Source organism: Pseudomonas sp. H3_D04 (assembly GCF_054669175.1).
On record NZ_CP162801.1, the window covers coordinates 540,512 to 557,138 of the forward strand.

A 16,627-nucleotide genomic window follows, 5' to 3' on the forward strand; every position below is an offset into this window, starting at 1 on the left:
TTATAGTGAGCAAGTCTCTGCAAGCCATACGTGGCATGAACGACATCCTGCCCGAACAGACCCCGCTGTGGCGTCATTTCGAGGGCACCGTCTCGCGTCTGCTGGATAACTACGGTTACAAGCAGATCCGCATGCCGATCGTCGAGTTCACCGAGCTGTTCAAGCGCTCCATTGGTGAAGTGACCGACATCGTCGAAAAAGAGATGTACACCTTCGACGACCGCAACGGCGATTCCCTGACCCTGCGCCCTGAAGGCACGGCGGCCTGCGTGCGTGCTGTGCTCGAGCACGGCATCACCGGCGGTGGTCAGGTGCAGAAACTCTGGTACATCGGCCCGATGTTCCGTCACGAACGTCCGCAAAAAGGCCGTTATCGCCAGTTCCACCAGATCGGTTGCGAGGTCTTCAACCTCGACGGTCCGGACATCGACGCCGAGCTGATCGTGCTGACCTGGCGCCTGTGGGGCGAGCTGGGCATCCGTGATGCGGTCAAGCTTGAGCTCAACAGCCTGGGCACCGCCGAGTCCCGTGCTCGTTATCGCGAAGCGCTGGTCGAGTTCCTCTCGTCCCGCCTGGACAAGCTGGACGAAGACAGCCAGCGCCGTCTGAAAACCAACCCTTTGCGGGTGCTCGATACCAAGAACGCCGACACGCAAGCCGTGCTGGTCGATGCGCCGAAAATGGCCGACTACCTGGACGAAGAATCCCGTGTGCACTTCGAGGGCCTGAAGGCTCGACTGGACACCGCCGGCATTCCTTACGTGATCAACCCGAAGCTGGTTCGCGGACTGGATTACTACAGCAAGACCGTTTTCGAATGGGTCACCGACAAGTTGGGCGCCCAGGGCACCGTGTGTGCCGGTGGTCGTTACGACGGTCTGGTGGAGCAGATGGGTGGCAAGCCAACCCCGGGCGTCGGTTTCGCCATGGGTATCGAGCGCCTGGTGCTGTTGCTTGAAACCCTGGAACAGATTCCGGAAGAGATCTCCCGTCAGGTCGACGTTTACCTCTGCGCCTTCGGAGAAGCCGCCGAGCTGGCCGGTCTGGCCCTGAGTGAACGTGTACGTGATCAATTGCCCAACCTGCGCCTGCAAGTCAATGCCGGCGCGGGCAGCTTCAAAAGCCAGTTCAAGAAGGCCGACAAGAGCGGCGCGCTGTATGCGCTGATCCTCGGTGACGACGAAATGGCCCAGCAAGTGGTAGGTTTCAAACCCCTGCGTGGCCAGGGCGAACAACAAAGCATTGCCTGGGATGCGCTTGCTGCACACCTGGCCACCTGCGTCGTGCAGGGTTGAAGCTGTCATAAACAGCCGATTTAGCGATTAAGGAGTATTGGGGTGTCGAGTACCGAAGACGAAAACCTGGCAGATTTGAAGGACTGGTGGACACGCAACGGCAAGCCCCTGGTCACTGGCGGCCTGTTGGCGCTGGTCATCGTGTTCGGCTGGCAGGCCTTTCAGAAGTATCAGAGCAATCAGTCGCAAGGCGCCTCGATTCTCTATCAGCAATTGCTCGAAACCACGCTGACGCCTGACGGCAAGCCTGATGCCGCCCGTGTTTCGGACCTGGCCGGCAAGCTCAACAGCGAGTTCGGCGGTAGCGCCTATGCACAGTACGGCAGCTTGTTCGTGGCGAAAGTCGCGGTCGACAGCGGCAAGCTGGACGACGCGGCCACCGAGCTGAAAGCCATCGTGGCAAAACCGGCCAACCCGGCGCTGGGCGAAATCGCCCGTCAGCGTCTGGCGCAGGTACTGGCGGCGCAGAACAAGGTCGATGAGGCCCTGAAGCTGCTCGAAGGCGATGCTGACAAGGCATTCCTGGCCACGCGCGAAGAACTCAAAGGCGACCTGCTGGTGCAGTTGGGTCGTACCGACGAAGCAAACACGGCGTATCAAAAAGCCAAGGCGGCACTGTCGGATGAAGCGGCGGTCGGTGGCCTACAAATCAAGCTGGACGACCTGGCCAAAGGGGATGCGTGACGTGATCCGTTGGAAACATGCAGCATTGCTGGCTCTGGCCATTTTGGCCGCGGGTTGCAGCAGCAACAGCAAAAAAGAATTGCCACCGGCCGAGTTGACCGACTTCAAAGAAGAAGTGGTTCTGCAAAAGCAGTGGAGTCGTTCGATCGGTGACGGTCAGGGCGAAACCTACAACATGCTGGTTCCGGCGATCGAAGGCGATACCATCTATGCTGCCGACGTCACCGGTGTGGTGATGGCGCTGGATCGCAGCAACGGCGACGTCAAATGGAAGAAGGACCTTGAACTGCCTGTTTCCGGCGCCGTTGGCGTGGGTTACGGTCTGGTCATGTTCGGCACCATCAAGGGCGAAATCGTTGCTCTGGATGCGATCAATGGTGAAGAGAAATGGCGCGCTCGCGTGTCCAGCGAAGTACTCGCACCGCCGGCCAACAACGGTGACGTGGTTGTGGTTCAGACTCAGGACGACCGTCTGATTGGTCTGGATGCCGCCACCGGCACCCAGCGCTGGTTGTATGACAGCACGCCTGCGGTCCTGACCTTGCGCGGCACCAGCGCACCGATCGTCACCAACCGCCTCGCGGTGGCTGGCCTGTCGACCGGTAAAGTGGTCGCTCTCGATATTTCCAACGGCGTGCCGGTGTGGGAACAACGGGTCGCGATTCCACAAGGTCGTTCGGAACTGGAGCGTGTGGTCGATATCGACGGTGGCCTGCTGCTGTCCGGCGAAACACTGTACGTCGCCAGCTACCAGGGTCGCGTTGCGGCACTGGACCTGCAAAGCGGTCGTCAGCTCTGGCAGCGTGATGCTTCCAGCTATGCCGGCGTCGCGCAGGGTTTTGGCAGCGTTTACGTGAGCCTGTCTTCGGGCACCGTTGAAGGCGTCGACGAACGTTCCACCACAGCCTTGTGGAGCAACGATTCGCTGGCTCGTCGTCAACTGTCGGCTCCGGAAGTGTTCTCCAGCTACGTTGCAGTCGGCGATATGGAAGGCTACCTGCACCTGCTGAGCCAGGTGGACGGTCGTTTCGTCGGCCGCGAGCGCATCGACAGCGACGGCCTGCGTGCCCGTCCGCTGGTGGTGGGTGACACGATTTATGTGTATGGCAACAGTGGCAAACTGGAAGCCCTGACCATTAAGTAAAGGTTTGACTATGCTTGGGGTTTAACCCCCAGGCGGCCTTGTTCTGCAAGGCTTGCGGCGCCTTCAAGCGCTGCCCCGAGCACCAGCCGCTGCCTCGCAGCGGCTTTTGTATTTTCTGAAATAACGAAGTGGAGAGCCGCATGGTTCCCGTAATCGCCCTGGTGGGCCGACCGAACGTCGGCAAGTCCACCTTGTTCAACCGCCTGACCAGGACTCGCGACGCCATCGTCGGCGACTTGTCCGGTCTGACCCGTGATCGCCAATACGGTGAGGCCAAGTGGCAAGGGCGTTCCTACATTCTGGTCGACACCGGCGGTATCTCCGGTGACGAGCACGGTATGGACGAAAAAATGGCCGAGCAGTCGTTGCTGGCCATTGAAGAAGCGGATGTCGTTCTGTTCCTGGTAGATGCCAAGGCCGGTTTTACCGCCGCCGACCAGATGATCGCCGAGCATTTGCGCAAACGTAACAAGCGTTCCTACGTGGTTGCCAACAAGGTCGACAACATCGACCCTGAAATGGCCCGCGCCGAGTTCGCCCCGTTGGGCATGGGCCACGCGATTCCGATCGCCGGCGCCCACGGTCGTGGCATCACCCAGATGCTGGAAATCGCCCTGAGCGACTTCCCGAAAGACGATGACGAACAGGAAGAAGGCGAGGAAGAGATCGTTGCCGAAGGCGAGGAAGCCAAGCGCATTCCTGGCCCTAGCGAAAAAGACGGGATCAAGATCGCCATCATCGGCCGCCCGAACGTCGGCAAGTCGACCCTGGTCAATCGCATGCTCGGTGAAGACCGGGTTATCGTCTATGACGAGCCTGGTACCACTCGTGACAGCATCTACATCCCGTTCGAGCGTAACGACGAGAAGTACACGCTGATCGACACCGCCGGTGTGCGCAAGCGCGGCAAGATCCACGAAGAAGTCGAAAAGTTCTCCGTGGTCAAAACCCTGCAAGCGATCAAAGACGCCAACGTGGTGATCTTTGTGATGGACGCCCGTGAGGGTGTGGTCGATCACGATCTCAACCTGCTGGGCTTCGCCATTGAGTCGGGTCGTGCGCTGGTGATCGCGATCAACAAGTGGGACGGCATGACGCCGAGCGAGCGTGACTTCGTGAAGGTCGAGCTGCAACGTCGACTGTTCTTCGTCGACTACGCCGACATCCACTTCATCTCGGCCCTGCACGGTACGGGCGTGGGCAACCTCTATGCCTCCGTACAGAACTCGTTCAAGTCCGCGGTTACCCGCTGGCCAACCAACCGCCTGACCACAATCCTGGAAGATGCGGTCAGCGAGCACGCGCCGCCGATGGTCAACAACCGCCGGATCAAGCTGCGTTATGCCCACTTGGGTGGTGCGAACCCGCCGATCATCGTGATCCACGGTAACCAGATCGAGAAGGTGCCGAAGTCTTACGTCCGTTATCTGGAAAACACTTACCGTCGTGTCTTGAAGCTGGTCGGTACGCCGATCCGCATCGAGTTCAAGGGCGGCGAGAACCCGTTCGAAGGCAAAAAGACCACGCTGACCGACCGTCAGGTCAACAAGAAGCGTCGCATGATGTCGCACCACAAAAAGGCCGACAAAAAGCGCCGCGATAAGAAATAGAAGCAGCTTTAAGTTTCAAGCTGCGCGCTTCAAGTCACTGCAGAAAAGGGCTCAAGTCAGAGCCCTTTTTTGTGTCTGATGGTTTGTTGCTTGACCACTTGCAGCTTGCAGCTTGAAACTTGCAGCTCACCTGCAAGGGGCTACCGATGATCACCAGTAAGCTGCCGAATGTCGGCATCACTATCTTCACTCAGATGTCTCAGCTCGCGGCGCAAACCGGGGCGATCAACCTGTCCCAGGGGTTTCCTGATTTCGATGCACCGCAAGCTCTGTGCGATGCGGTCGGTCGGCACATTGCCAATGGCCACAACCAATATTCACCGATGACCGGCCTGCCGGCGCTGCGTCAGCAGATTTCGGCGAAGATCGCCCGCACCTACGGCGTCAGCGTGGATGCCGACCATGAAGTGACGGTCACTCCCGGTGCCACCCAAGCGATCTTCTGTGCGATTCAAGCGGTTATCCACAGCGGCGATGAAGTGATCGTGTTCGATCCGTGCTACGACAGCTACGAGCCGTCGGTGGAGCTGGCCGGTGGGCGATGCGTGCATGTGCAACTGGGTCTGAATGATTTTTCCATCGACTTCGAGAAACTCGCCGAAGCGATTACGCCGCGCACGCGGATGATCGTGCTGAACGCTCCGCATAACCCGAGTGGCGCGCTGATCAGCCGTGCTGAGCTGGACCAGCTGGCAGCGTTGATTCGGGATCGCGACATCTACATCGTCAGTGACGAAGTCTACGAACACCTGGTCTTCGACGGCGTGCCTCACGTCAGCGTGCTGAATCACGAAGAGCTGTATCAGCGCGCCTTCGTGGTCAGTTCTTTCGGCAAGACCTATCACGTCACCGGGTGGAAAACTGGCTACGTGGTCGCACCGCCGGCGCTCACCGCCGAGCTGCGCAAGGTTCACCAGTACGTCAGTTTCTGCGGCGTGACCCCGCTGCAATACGCCTTGGCCGACTTCATGGCCGAACATCCTGAACACGTCGAAGAACTGCCGGGTTTCTACCAGGCCAAGCGCGATCTGTTCTGCGATCTGCTGGCGTCGTCGCGTTTCAGCTTCAAGCGCGTGACCGGCACGTATTTTCAGTTGGTCGATTATTCGCAGATCCGCCCGGACCTCAATGATGTCGAAATGGCGCTGTGGATGACCCGTGAACATGGCGTGGCGAGCATCCCGATCTCGGTTTTCTACCAGACACCACCTGAAGGCCAGCGCCTGGTGCGCTTGTGCTTCGCCAAACGCGAGGAGACGTTGCGTGAAGCAGCGGCAAAACTATGCGTGATCTGAGTGCACTGCCCAATCTGAACGTCGCGCTGATCCAGACCACCCTGGCCTGGCACGACCGTCAGGCCAACCTGGAGCATTTCGAGCCATTGCTTGAGCAGGCTCGCGGGGCGGATCTGATCATTCTGCCGGAGATGTTCACCACCGGTTTTTCCATGGAATCGCAGACCCTCGCCGAAGCGGAAAACGGTCCGACCAGCAAATGGCTACGCGTCCAGGCGGCGAAACTTGATGCGGTGATCACCGGCAGCGTCATCGTCCAGGCCGCTGATGGCAGCCACCGCAATCGACTGTTGTGGGCACGGCCGGACGGGGAAGTCTGGCACTACGACAAGCGTCACCTGTTCCGCATGGCCGGTGAGCACAACCACTACACACCGGGCGAGCGCCAGGTGCAGTTCGAGCTCAAGGGCTGGCGTGTGCGGCCGCTGATTTGCTACGACTTGCGATTCCCGGTCTGGAGTCGCGATGCACAAGACACTGACTTGCTGCTCTACACCGCCAACTGGCCCGGCGCGCGTCGTCAGCATTGGAACCGTTTGCTGCCAGCGCGGGCGATTGAAAACCTGTGCTACGTGGCGGCGGTCAATCGCATCGGTACCGACGGCAAAGGCTTTGCTTACACCGGTGATAGCCAAGTGCTGGATTTCCAGGGTGAGACATTGCTCAGTGCCGGCGAAGCCGATGGTGTGTTTCAGGTCGTGCTGAATGCGGCGGATCTGCAAGCCTATCGCACACGGTTTCCGGCGAATCTCGATGCTGATACGTTCGAGTTCACCTGATATCTCGGCAGCCTGAGCCGGCCTCATCGCGAGCAGGCTCACTCCCACAGTGGATCGCGTGAATAGAGATTTTGTGTGCACCCGAAGCCTCCTGTGGGAGTGAGCCTGCTCGCGAAGAGGCCATGACAGGCACCCTAAAAATGCCAGGCAAACAAAAAGGCCCCGAGGTTTTCACCTCGGGGCCTTTTGCATTGCCGCGAACGCTTACGCCGCTTTCGCTTCCGGCTGGCTCAGGGAGCGGTTCAGCGCGCTGAACAGGGCCTTGAAGCTCGCGGTGGTGATGTTTTCATCGATACCGACGCCATGCACCGCACGTTCACCGTTCACACGCAGTTCGATGTAAGCCGCTGCCTTGGCATTGGTGCCCGCGCCGATTGCGTGTTCGTTGTAGTCCATGATTTCCACCGGGATCGGCAGGCCGGCCACCAAGGCTTCCAGCGCGCCGTTGCCCTTGCCGCGCCAGTGCAGGTTGGTTTCGCCCTGGCCTTTGCCCGAGACTTCCACTTCCACGGCACTGTGACCGTTTTCTTCCTGCAGGCGATGGCTGACCAGCGCATACGGGGTGTTGGCCTGCAAATACTCGCTGTGCAGCAACGCGTGGATCTGTTGGGCGGTCATCTCCAGGCCGAGGCGATCGGTTTCACGCTGTACCACCTGGCTGAACTCGATCTGCATGCGACGCGGCAAGCTGATGCCGTATTCCTGTTCCAGCAAGTAGGCGATACCGCCCTTGCCCGACTGGCTGTTGACGCGGATCACCGCCTCGTAGCTGCGGCCGATGTCGGCCGGGTCGATCGGCAAGTACGGCACTTCCCACAAGGCGTCCGGTTTCTGCTGGGCAAAGCCCTTGCGGATCGCATCCTGGTGGGAGCCGGAGAACGCGGTGTGAACCAGGTCGCCGACGTAGGGGTGGCGTGGGTGCACCTGGATCTGGTTGCATTCTTCAACGACTTTGCGCACGCCGTCGATGTCGGAGAAGTCCAGCTCAGGGTGAATGCCCTGGGTGTAGAGGTTCAGTGCCACGGTCACGAGATCAACGTTACCGGTACGCTCGCCGTTACCGAACAGGCAGCCTTCGACACGGTCAGCACCGGCCATAAGGCCCAGTTCGGTGGCCGCCACGCCCGTACCACGGTCGTTGTGGGTGTGCAGGCTGATGATCACGCTGTCACGACGGTTGATGTGACGGCCGAACCATTCGATCTGGTCGGCATAGATGTTCGGGGTCGCGCATTCGACGGTGGCCGGCAGGTTGAGGATCACCTTGTGCTCAGGCGTCGGGTTCCAGACTTCGATGACCGCGTCACAGACTTCCTTGGCGAACTCCAATTCGGTCGCGCTGAAGGTTTCCGGCGAGTATTCGAAGGTCCACTGGGTGTCCGGTTGCTGGGCGGCATATTTGACGAACAGCTTGGCGGCGTTCACGGCGATGGCCTTGACACCTTCCTTGTCCTGGTTGAAGACAATGCGGCGGAAGGACGGGGAGGTCGCGTTGTACAAGTGAACGATGGCTTTCTTCGCCCCGCGCAGGGATTCGAAAGTGCGCTCGATCAGGTCTTCACGGCCCTGGGTCAACACCTGGATGGTGGTGTCGTCCGGGATGTGGTTGCCTTCGATCAGGGTACGCACGAAGTCGAAGTCGGTTTGCGAAGCGGCCGGGAACGACGCTTCGATCTCTTTCACACCGACTTGCACCAACGTCTTCCAGAAACGCAGCTTCTTGACCGCGTCCATTGGCTCGATCAGCGACTGGTTGCCGTCACGAAGGTCGGAACTGCACCAGATCGGCGCTGCGGTGATGGTCTTCGATGGCCAGGTACGGTCCGGGATGTCGATGGTCGGGAACGCGCGGTATTTCGAAGACGGGTCTTTGAGCATGCTCATCGGGAAATCCTTATTGTGTGGGCCGAAAAAAGGCGGCCTGCCGGTGGATCAATGTTCTTGGGGAAAAGCGTGGGGCGAGGCACCGCGATTCAGCCTGGCAGTCGTGCACTGACGAGGCACAGGCTGCGGTGCTGACGAAGCTGAATGAGGGTGTGAGAGGTTTTCATGCCTTCAACCCTAACCGCCGTGATTGAGGATGGCAAGCAGTCGAAAAAAATTGAGAGGAATACTCGAATAGTCGGGATTATCGCGATTTTATTGCGGTCAGGCCGGGTTATTGTGTTGATGTTTGCGCGAGGTTTGAAGGGTGCGCAATTGAAAGTTGGCAGCCTTGTCTTGGCGACGGCAGCTATTCTTAAAGCCTCAACCAGACGACTGGAATGCAGGAGTCAGCGATGAACGAGTCGGATTGGAAGCTTTACAGTGCGTTGCGCCCGTTGGCCCATGAGCGGATGTGTAACCGGATCATGGACGAAGTCGAGCGCACGGTGCTGGATAGAAGCCAAGCGCCTTATGATCGAATTGAAGTGAGCGAAGAGCTGCTCAAAGCCGGGCAAAAGGAGCTGTATTGGGCATTTGGCGCTTTCAGGTTCTCACGCAATGACGCCAGCTCTCACTTGCTGGCGTTGTGTGCCCGCGAGTTGATCACGGCTGAAGAATTGGCTGGCTTCTCACAAGACACTCAAACATGGATCAGCAATTGTCTGGCGAACCGGGAGGTCCATGGTATTGAGGATCTGGACGCTGAATAAGCGGCGGCAGTGAAGGCCCTATCGCGAGCCTGATTGCGAATGGGCCAGTCGCCTCAAAGAAGATTCAGGGCTGGAAAGCACCAATAAAAATCGCCGGATCCACCCGCGCATCATTCAGGCTGACATTCCAGTGCATGTGCGGCCCGGTCGCCCGCCCGGTGGCGCCGACTTTCCCGACTACACCGCCGCGCGCCAGTTGCTGCCCCACCTTCACGTCAATCTTCGACATATGGCAGAACATGCTGATAAAGCCCTGCCCATGGTCGACGAACACCGTATTGCCATTAAAGAAGTAGTTGCCGATCAGGATCACCTTGCCCGCCGCCGGAGTCTTGATCGGTGTGCCGGCGCCCACGGCGAAATCCAGGCCCGAGTGGGGATTGCGCTCTTCGCCATTAAAGAATCGGCGAACGCCGAACTTGCTCGACAGCGGCCCGTTGACTGGTTTGTCCAGTAGCAGGTTGCTCGGGGTATTCGGACTGAACGTGCGGTAGGCGGCGATTTGCTCGGCCAGTTCACCTTCGATGCGCTTAAGGTTCTCCGGGTTCGGATTGACCTGCTGCGTGTTCTTCAGGGTGATGTGCTGTTCCGGATACTTCTTGTTGCCGACCGTGAAACTCAGAGTGCGACCGCCGCTGCTGACCTGCTGCGTGCCCGGTTTAACCGTCAACGGCACGCCGACAATCGCCAGCCAATTGTTCTGTTCCTTGACCACCAGCACCGACTTGCCTTGGTAACTGGCTTTTGGCGCCTGTGCAGAAGCACCCAGGTCCACCACGGCCACGCCCCCCGGCACCGGTTTATTCAACAGGCGGGTGATGTAGCTGTCGGCGTGGGCATTGAAGGTCAGGCATAGCAACAGCAGCGGAGCTAAAAAACGCGGCATGGATCAATCCAGTAAAGAAAGGGTGACAGGCGTCAGGTGATTGTCTTCGACCCGGACGTGCAGCTCGCCTTCGCCCAGTTTGGCTTTCAGGCGCTGACCGGTATGGGTTTGCTCGGCGCTGCGAATCGCGTTGCCGCGTTCATCCAGCAGAATGCTGTAGCCACGGGCCAGGGTCGCCAGCGGGCTGACCACTTGCAGCGTCTGCACCTGACTTTGCAATTGCAGGCGACGGGACTTGAGCCCTTCGCGCATGGCTCGCGGCAGGCGCTCGGCGAAGCTGTCGAGGCGCTGACGAAGCATTGCCAATTGCCGTCCCGGGTGTTGCCCGGCGAGGCGGGTTTCCAGACGGATCAAGCGTTCGCGACGGGTATTGAGGCTGCGTTCGAACGCGCGGCGCATGCGCATGTCCAGATCGTCCAGGCGCTGCGCTTGCTGGCGCAGACGTTCGCCAGGGTGACGCAGGCGACGGGACATGCCTTCCAGGCGCAGACGGTCACGCATCAAGCGGTCGCGGATGCGCATCACCAGGCGCCGGTGAAGGCTTTCGACCCGGCGCACCAGGTCGCTGGAATCCGGCGCGAGCAATTCGGCGGCGGCGGAGGGCGTCGGGGCGCGGACGTCGGCGACGAAGTCACTGATCGAGACATCGGTTTCATGGCCGACGGCGCTGACAATCGGCGTCACGCACGCATCCACGGCGCGGGCCACGGCTTCTTCGTTGAAACACCAGAGGTCTTCCAGCGAACCGCCGCCACGGGCGAGGATCAGCGCATCAAAACCGCGAGCGTCCGCCAGTTTCAGGGCGCGGACGATTTGCGCAGTCGCTTCGCGGCCCTGTACGGCGGTCGGGATCAGAGTCAGTTGAACCTGCGGTGCGCGGCGGCGAAAGACGCTGATGATGTCGCGAATCACCGCGCCAGTCGGCGAACTGATAATGCCGATGCGCTGCGGATGCGCCGGCAACGGCACTTTGCGCTCGGCGCTGAACAGGCCTTCGGCGCTGAGTTTTTCCTTCAGTGCATCGAACGCCAGACGCAGCGCACCGTCACCGGCCGGCTCCACGGTGTCGAGGATCAGCTGATAGTCGCCACGCCCCTCGAACAGCGAAACCTTGCCGCGCACCTTGACCGCCAGGCCGTCCTTCAGCGCCTGGCGAACTCGTGCTGCGTTCTGCCGAAACAGCGCGCAACGAACCTGGGCGCCGCTGTCCTTGAGGGTGAAATACACGTGGCCGGACGCCGGCCGGGCGAGGTTGGAGATTTCGCCTTCGACCCAGATGTTGCTGAACACGTCTTCGAGCAACACCCGCGCGCGGCCGTTGAGCTGGCTGACAGTCAGGACTTCACGGTCCAGGCCGAGTCTTGCAAAGGGATCTTTAATCATGGAGCGCATGATAAAGGCATTCGTCGAACAATCTCCATGAGTGCGCACAAATCCCTTGTGAGAGCGGGCCTGCGCGCTCCCATAAGGAGTAAAGTCAGCCCCGGGATTCAGGGAAGACGAGGGAATGAGTGTGCTTGAGTTGTTGAACCCATGGCCATTCGGCGCCACGGATTGGCTGGTGATCGGGCTGGGCATTGCCCTGGCCTATATCGTGTTTGGTATCGCCGGATTTGGCACTGCGCTGGTGGCGGGGCCGATTCTGATTCTGTTCATGCCGCTGTCGAAGATCGTGCCGTTGCTGGTGCTGCTGGATTTCGTCGCAGCGTTTGGCAATCTGCTGCCTTCGCGGCGGGATGTGGCGAAACCCGAGTTGCTGCGGCTGCTGCCCTGCATGGCGGTGGGCTGCACGTTGGGGGTGATCTTTCTGCTGAACCTCAAATCCGATGTGTTATTGCTGTTGATGGGTCTGTTCATCAGCGCCTATGCGATTTACAGCCTGTGGGTCAAAACCCGGCCGACGCAATTGTCCGCCGGTTGGGCCGTACCGATGGGCACTGTGGGTGGGCTGTTCGGCGCGCTGTTTGGCAGTGGCGGCTTCTTATATGCGATCTATCTGAACAGCCGGTTGCCGAAAGAGGCGGCACGGGCGACCCAGAGTGCGCTGATCAGTTGCAGCACCGTGGTGCGCTTGAGCCTGTTTGCCGTCGCAGGTGCCTATGCCGAGCTACCCTTATTGATATTGGCCCTGTGTCTATTGCCGGCCATGGCCGTGGGGCTGTGGGTCGGGCGGAGATTGACCCTGAGATTGTCCCGCGAGGCGTTTGTGCGGCTGGTGACCTGGTTGGTGCTGGCGAGCGGGATTGCCTTGATCGGGCGTTATTTGAGTACTTGACCGGATTTCGTCAGGGATTAAGCTGCCGGCCGTTCCGATGCCTTCGCGGGCAAGCCTCGCTCCTACAGTCGTTCGCAAACTTTTCTGGTAGAAGCGAGGCTTGCCCGCGAAGGCGTCAGTAAGAACACCGCAGAAACATCCAATTGACGCAGTAGGCTTGCACCATGAATTCGCAAAGCATCATCGTCCCGAAAATCTCCACACTGCCGGTACACGAACCCCGGGCCCGGGCGGTCGTGCGCTGGCTGGTGCGCAAGAACATCATCAAGGAAGAGCTGACCACGTGTGGCCGTACCGGTAACCGCATGGGCCACGCCATCGCCGACGGTGCCCGCGCCGTGGTGTTGCACCCACAAGCGCTGCCGTTCGGCGAGCCGATCAATGGCCTGGAGATCATCACCAAGCGCTGCATCTACACGCCGGCCAAGGGGTTCCTGGAAGAGGCGGGGTGCGCCGAGTGCCGCAAGGAAATCGGCGAAGCGCTGTTCGAAAGCCTGGAAGACTGGATGCCGGGGCGCACCGATAACTTCACCTGCCCGGAATGCGGGCATGAAGACGACATCAACGGCTTTCTTTTCCTGCAGGAATGCGGCTTTTCCAACCTGGGGTTCATTTTCAACAACTGGGCCGAAGCCGGGTTCAAGCAGAGCTTTATCGATGAGTTTGCCGATTGGCTGGATCAGCCCGTCAGTTGGGTGAAAGTCGAGTTGTAGGAAGCGACAATCCCCGTATATCAGTAATGCTAATAATAGAAAGAGTTTTACATTGAACACGAGGGGGTGTCTGACTATAATGGCGCGCTTCCATTTTCCCGCTCGGGAGCCCCCGCGATGCTGCGTATCAGCCAAGAAGCTCTGACATTCGACGACATTCTCCTAGTGCCCGGTTATTCCGAGGTGCTTCCTAACGAAGTCAGTCTCAAGACCCGCCTTACCCGTGGCATCGAGCTGAATATTCCTCTGGTTTCTGCCGCCATGGACACCGTCACTGAAGCCCGTCTGGCAATCGCCATGGCTCAGGAAGGTGGCATCGGTATCATCCACAAGAACATGACCATCGAGCAGCAAGCTGCCGAAGTGCGCAAGGTCAAGCGTTACGAGGCCGGCGTGGTCAAGGACCCGATCACCATCGAGGCTGAAGCCACGGTGCGTGAACTGTTCGAACTGACCCGTCTGCACAACATCTCCGGCGTTCCGGTTTTGCACAATGGCGACCTGGTCGGCATCGTCACTTCCCGTGACGTGCGTTTCGAAAATCGTCTGGAAGCCACGGTCCGCGAAGTGATGACGCCCAAAGAGCGTCTGGTCACGGTCAAGGAAGGCGCCGACAAGAACGACGTTCGCGAGCTGTTGCACAAACACCGCATCGAACGCGTGCTGATCGTCGACGACAAATTTGCCCTCAAAGGCATGATGACCGTCAACGACATCGAAAAAGCCAAGGCGTACCCGCTGGCCAGCAAGGACGATCAAGGTCGTCTGCGTGTTGGCGCAGCAGTCGGTACCGGTAAAGACACCGGTGACCGCGTCGCGGCCCTGGTCAATGCCGGCGTTGACGTGGTGGTGGTCGACACCGCACACGGTCACTCCAAAGGCGTGATCGACCGCGTTCGCTGGGTCAAACAGAATTTCCCTGAAGTGCAGGTCATCGGCGGCAACATCGCCACCGGCGCTGCTGCCAAGGCCCTGGCCGAAGCCGGCGCTGATGCGGTCAAGGTCGGTATCGGCCCTGGCTCGATCTGCACCACCCGTATCGTCGCCGGTGTCGGCGTCCCGCAAATCAGTGCCATCGCCAACGTCGCCGCTGCCCTTGAAGGCACTGGCGTTCCGTTGATCGCCGACGGCGGCATCCGTTTCTCCGGTGACCTGTCCAAGGCCATCGTGGCCGGTGCTTCCTGCGTGATGATGGGCTCGATGTTCGCCGGTACTGAAGAAGCCCCGGGCGAGATCGAACTGTTCCAGGGTCGTTCGTACAAGGCTTACCGTGGCATGGGTTCGCTGGGCGCCATGTCCCAGGCCCAGGGTTCCTCCGACCGTTACTTCCAGGACTCCTCCGCGGGTGCCGAGAAGCTGGTTCCGGAAGGCATCGAAGGGCGTGTTCCTTACAAGGGCAGCCTGAGCGCCATCATCCATCAACTGATGGGCGGCCTGCGTTCCTCGATGGGTTACACCGGCAGTGCCGACATCGAAGAAATGCGCACCAAGCCTGAGTTCGTGCGGATCACCGGCGCTGGCATGGCCGAGTCCCACGTCCACGACGTACAGATCACCAAAGAAGCGCCAAACTACCGCGTAGGTTGAGGCTTCAAGCAAAACGTTAAGTAACCGGGGCTGTTTTATTCAGCCCCGAGTTGTTTCTGAATCACGACTGTTTCTGAATTACTAGACGAGACTGAATCATGGCCCTCGACATTCACGCTCACCGCATCCTGATCCTCGATTTCGGTTCCCAGTACACCCAGCTGATTGCCCGCCGCGTGCGCGAAATCGGCGTGTACTGCGAACTGCATCCGTTCGATATGGATGAAGACGCGATTCGCGAATTCGCTCCAAAAGGCGTCATTCTCGCCGGCGGCCCCGAGTCCGTGCACGAAGCCGACAGCCCTCGCTGCCCGCAGGCGGTGTTCGACCTGGGCGTTCCGGTCTTCGGTATCTGCTACGGCATGCAGACCATGGCTGAACAGCTGGGTGGCAAGGTTGAAGGTTCCGAACTGCGTGAGTTCGGTTATGCCCGTGTCGACGTGGTCGGCAAGAGCCGCCTGCTCGACGGCATCGAAGACCACATCGACGCTGACGGCCTGTTCGGTCTCGACGTGTGGATGAGCCATGGTGACAAGGTCACCAAGATGCCGCAGGAATTCCACATCCTGGCCAGCACCCCGAGCTGCCCGATTGCCGGCATGTTCGACGATGCTCGTGGCTACTACGGCGTGCAGTTCCACCCGGAAGTGACCCACACCAAGCAGGGCGGTCGCATCCTGTCGCGCTTCATCCTCGACATCTGCGGCTGTGAAGCCCTGTGGACGCCGTCGAAGATTGCGGAAGACGCCATCGCCAATATCCGCGCCCAGGTCGGCACTGACAACGTGCTGCTCGGCCTGTCCGGCGGCGTTGACTCTTCGGTGGTTGCCGCGCTGCTGCACAAAGCCATCGGCGACCAGCTGACCTGCGTCTTCGTCGACAACGGCCTGCTGCGTCTGCACGAAGGCGAGCAAGTGATGGCCATGTTCGCCGAGAACATGGGCGTCAAGGTGATCCGCGCCAACGCTGAAGACCAGTTCCTGAACAACCTGGCCGGCGAGTCCGACCCGGAGAAGAAGCGCAAGATCATCGGCCGTACCTTCATCGACGTCTTCGATGCCCAGTCCAACAAACTGGACAACATCAAGTACCTCGCTCAAGGCACCATCTACCCGGACGTGATCGAGTCGGCTGGCGCCAAAAGCGGCAAGGCCCACGTGATCAAGTCGCACCACAACGTGGGTGGCTTGCCGGAAGAAATGAACCTCAAGCTGGTTGAACCCCTGCGCGAGCTGTTCAAGGACGAAGTCCGTCGTCTGGGTCTGGAACTCGGCCTGCCGTACGACATGGTCTACCGTCACCCGTTCCCGGGCCCGGGCCTGGGCGTGCGCATTCTCGGTGAAGTGAAGAAGGAATACGCCGACCTGTTGCGTCGCGCCGACCACATCTTCATCGAAGAACTGCGCAAAGCCGACTGGTACCACAAAGTCAGCCAGGCCTTCGTGGTGTTCCAGCCGGTGAAATCGGTTGGCGTGGTTGGTGATGGCCGTCGTTACGCCTGGGTCGTGGCCCTGCGTGCAGTGGAAACCATCGACTTCATGACCGCGCGTTGGGCACACCTGCCTTACGAACTGCTGGAAACCGTCAGCGGCCGGATCATCAATGAAATCGAAGGCATCTCCCGCGTGACTTACGACGTGTCGAGCAAGCCGCCAGCGACGATCGAGTGGGAATGATCCCGGTCTGACTGATCGCCCGTAACACCTGAAAGGCCCCGTGAGCG

14 protein-coding genes are annotated in these 16,627 nt (G+C 59.8%); 11 read left to right on the forward strand and 3 right to left on the reverse strand.

The annotated features are described in order from the left end of the window. The first annotated feature begins 5 nt into the window (after positions 1–5). The 6 genes from hisS to AB4N91_RS02720 all read left to right on the forward strand — a co-directional run bounded on the left by hisS (position 6) and on the right by AB4N91_RS02720 (position 6,807). Positions 6–1,295, forward strand: coding sequence for a histidine--tRNA ligase (hisS, locus tag AB4N91_RS02695; protein WP_010457847.1), 1,290 nt, complete (start codon positions 6–8; stop codon positions 1,293–1,295). A gap of 42 nt (positions 1,296–1,337) precedes the next feature. Next, a complete protein-coding gene (locus tag AB4N91_RS02700; RefSeq protein WP_010457845.1) occupies positions 1,338–1,979 on the forward strand; it encodes a tetratricopeptide repeat protein in 642 nt (213 codons plus the stop codon). Further along, positions 1,972–3,123 carry an outer membrane protein assembly factor BamB gene (gene bamB, locus AB4N91_RS02705; protein WP_042932605.1) on the forward strand — a complete coding sequence of 384 codons (1,152 nt, stop codon included), beginning with the start codon at positions 1,972–1,974 and terminating at the stop codon, positions 3,121–3,123. Before AB4N91_RS02700 ends, bamB begins: the two co-directional genes overlap by 8 nt. 140 nt (positions 3,124–3,263) lie before the next feature. Continuing rightward, positions 3,264–4,733 carry a ribosome biogenesis GTPase Der gene (gene der / locus AB4N91_RS02710; RefSeq protein ID WP_010457840.1) on the forward strand — a complete coding sequence of 490 codons (1,470 nt, stop codon included), beginning with the start codon at positions 3,264–3,266 and terminating at the stop codon, positions 4,731–4,733. A gap of 146 nt (positions 4,734–4,879) precedes the next feature. Then, positions 4,880–6,028 carry a pyridoxal phosphate-dependent aminotransferase gene (locus AB4N91_RS02715; RefSeq protein ID WP_077749337.1) on the forward strand — a complete coding sequence of 383 codons (1,149 nt, stop codon included), beginning with the start codon at positions 4,880–4,882 and terminating at the stop codon, positions 6,026–6,028. Continuing rightward, on the forward strand, positions 6,016–6,807 hold the full coding sequence (locus tag AB4N91_RS02720) for an amidohydrolase (RefSeq protein WP_010457836.1): 792 nt from the start codon (positions 6,016–6,018) through the stop codon (positions 6,805–6,807). The genes AB4N91_RS02715 and AB4N91_RS02720 overlap by 13 nt, the downstream gene beginning before the upstream one ends. Positions 6,808–7,011: 204 nt before the next feature. On the opposite strand, the gene leuA is transcribed toward AB4N91_RS02720, so the two are convergent. Further along, positions 7,012–8,691, reverse strand: a complete 1,680-nt coding sequence (leuA, locus tag AB4N91_RS02725; protein WP_077749336.1) for a 2-isopropylmalate synthase — start codon at positions 8,689–8,691, stop codon at positions 7,012–7,014. A 395-nt stretch (positions 8,692–9,086) separates the two neighbouring features. Between leuA and AB4N91_RS02730 the strand changes: the two genes are divergently transcribed. After that, positions 9,087–9,443 (forward strand): hypothetical protein, encoded by a 357-nt coding sequence (locus AB4N91_RS02730; RefSeq protein WP_200666949.1) that lies wholly within the window; start codon positions 9,087–9,089, stop codon positions 9,441–9,443. A 64-nt stretch (positions 9,444–9,507) separates the two neighbouring features. Here AB4N91_RS02730 and AB4N91_RS02735 read toward each other — a convergent pair whose 3' ends face one another. Together AB4N91_RS02735 and xseA are read right to left on the reverse strand one after the other, a co-directional pair. Further along, a complete protein-coding gene (locus AB4N91_RS02735; RefSeq protein ID WP_102593573.1) occupies positions 9,508–10,329 on the reverse strand; it encodes a peptidoglycan DD-metalloendopeptidase family protein in 822 nt (273 codons plus the stop codon). A gap of 3 nt (positions 10,330–10,332) precedes the next feature. After that, positions 10,333–11,712, reverse strand: a complete 1,380-nt coding sequence (gene xseA / locus AB4N91_RS02740) for an exodeoxyribonuclease VII large subunit (RefSeq protein ID WP_010457826.1) — start codon at positions 11,710–11,712, stop codon at positions 10,333–10,335. Between the two features lie 124 nt (positions 11,713–11,836). Between xseA and AB4N91_RS02745 the strand changes: the two genes are divergently transcribed. The 4 genes from AB4N91_RS02745 to guaA all read left to right on the forward strand — a co-directional run bounded on the left by AB4N91_RS02745 (position 11,837) and on the right by guaA (position 16,580). After that, positions 11,837–12,604, forward strand: coding sequence for a sulfite exporter TauE/SafE family protein (locus AB4N91_RS02745; protein ID WP_460112095.1), 768 nt, complete (start codon positions 11,837–11,839; stop codon positions 12,602–12,604). Between the two features lie 164 nt (positions 12,605–12,768). Beyond that, positions 12,769–13,317, forward strand: coding sequence for a sugar ABC transporter ATPase (locus tag AB4N91_RS02750; protein ID WP_214380832.1), 549 nt, complete (start codon positions 12,769–12,771; stop codon positions 13,315–13,317). 117 nt (positions 13,318–13,434) lie between these two features. Beyond that, positions 13,435–14,904 (forward strand): IMP dehydrogenase, encoded by a 1,470-nt coding sequence (gene guaB, locus AB4N91_RS02755; protein WP_010457821.1) that lies wholly within the window; start codon positions 13,435–13,437, stop codon positions 14,902–14,904. Positions 14,905–15,002: 98 nt separating this feature from the next. Next, entirely contained in the window at positions 15,003–16,580 is a 1,578-nt protein-coding gene (guaA, locus tag AB4N91_RS02760) for a glutamine-hydrolyzing GMP synthase (protein ID WP_010457818.1), read from the forward strand. The last annotated feature ends 47 nt before the right edge of the window (positions 16,581–16,627 follow it).

Bases quoted from the DNA above. Each gene is read 5' to 3' on its own strand.
- bamB (WP_042932605.1), top strand. From the start codon at position 1,972: ATGCGTGACGTGATCCGTTGGAAACATGCAGCATTGCTGGCTCTGGCC.
- der (WP_010457840.1), top strand. From the start codon at position 3,264: ATGGTTCCCGTAATCGCCCTGGTGGGCCGACCGAACGTCGGCAAGTCC.
- AB4N91_RS02715 (WP_077749337.1), top strand. From the start codon at position 4,880: ATGATCACCAGTAAGCTGCCGAATGTCGGCATCACTATCTTCACTCAG.
- AB4N91_RS02720 (WP_010457836.1), top strand. From the start codon at position 6,016: ATGCGTGATCTGAGTGCACTGCCCAATCTGAACGTCGCGCTGATCCAG.
- leuA (WP_077749336.1), bottom strand. From the start codon at position 8,691: ATGAGCATGCTCAAAGACCCGTCTTCGAAATACCGCGCGTTCCCGACC.
- AB4N91_RS02730 (WP_200666949.1), top strand. From the start codon at position 9,087: ATGAACGAGTCGGATTGGAAGCTTTACAGTGCGTTGCGCCCGTTGGCC.
- AB4N91_RS02735 (WP_102593573.1), bottom strand. From the start codon at position 10,329: ATGCCGCGTTTTTTAGCTCCGCTGCTGTTGCTATGCCTGACCTTCAAT.
- xseA (WP_010457826.1), bottom strand. From the start codon at position 11,712: ATGATTAAAGATCCCTTTGCAAGACTCGGCCTGGACCGTGAAGTCCTG.
- AB4N91_RS02745 (WP_460112095.1), top strand. From the start codon at position 11,837: ATGAGTGTGCTTGAGTTGTTGAACCCATGGCCATTCGGCGCCACGGAT.
- AB4N91_RS02750 (WP_214380832.1), top strand. From the start codon at position 12,769: ATGAATTCGCAAAGCATCATCGTCCCGAAAATCTCCACACTGCCGGTA.
- guaB (WP_010457821.1), top strand. From the start codon at position 13,435: ATGCTGCGTATCAGCCAAGAAGCTCTGACATTCGACGACATTCTCCTA.
- guaA (WP_010457818.1), top strand. From the start codon at position 15,003: ATGGCCCTCGACATTCACGCTCACCGCATCCTGATCCTCGATTTCGGT.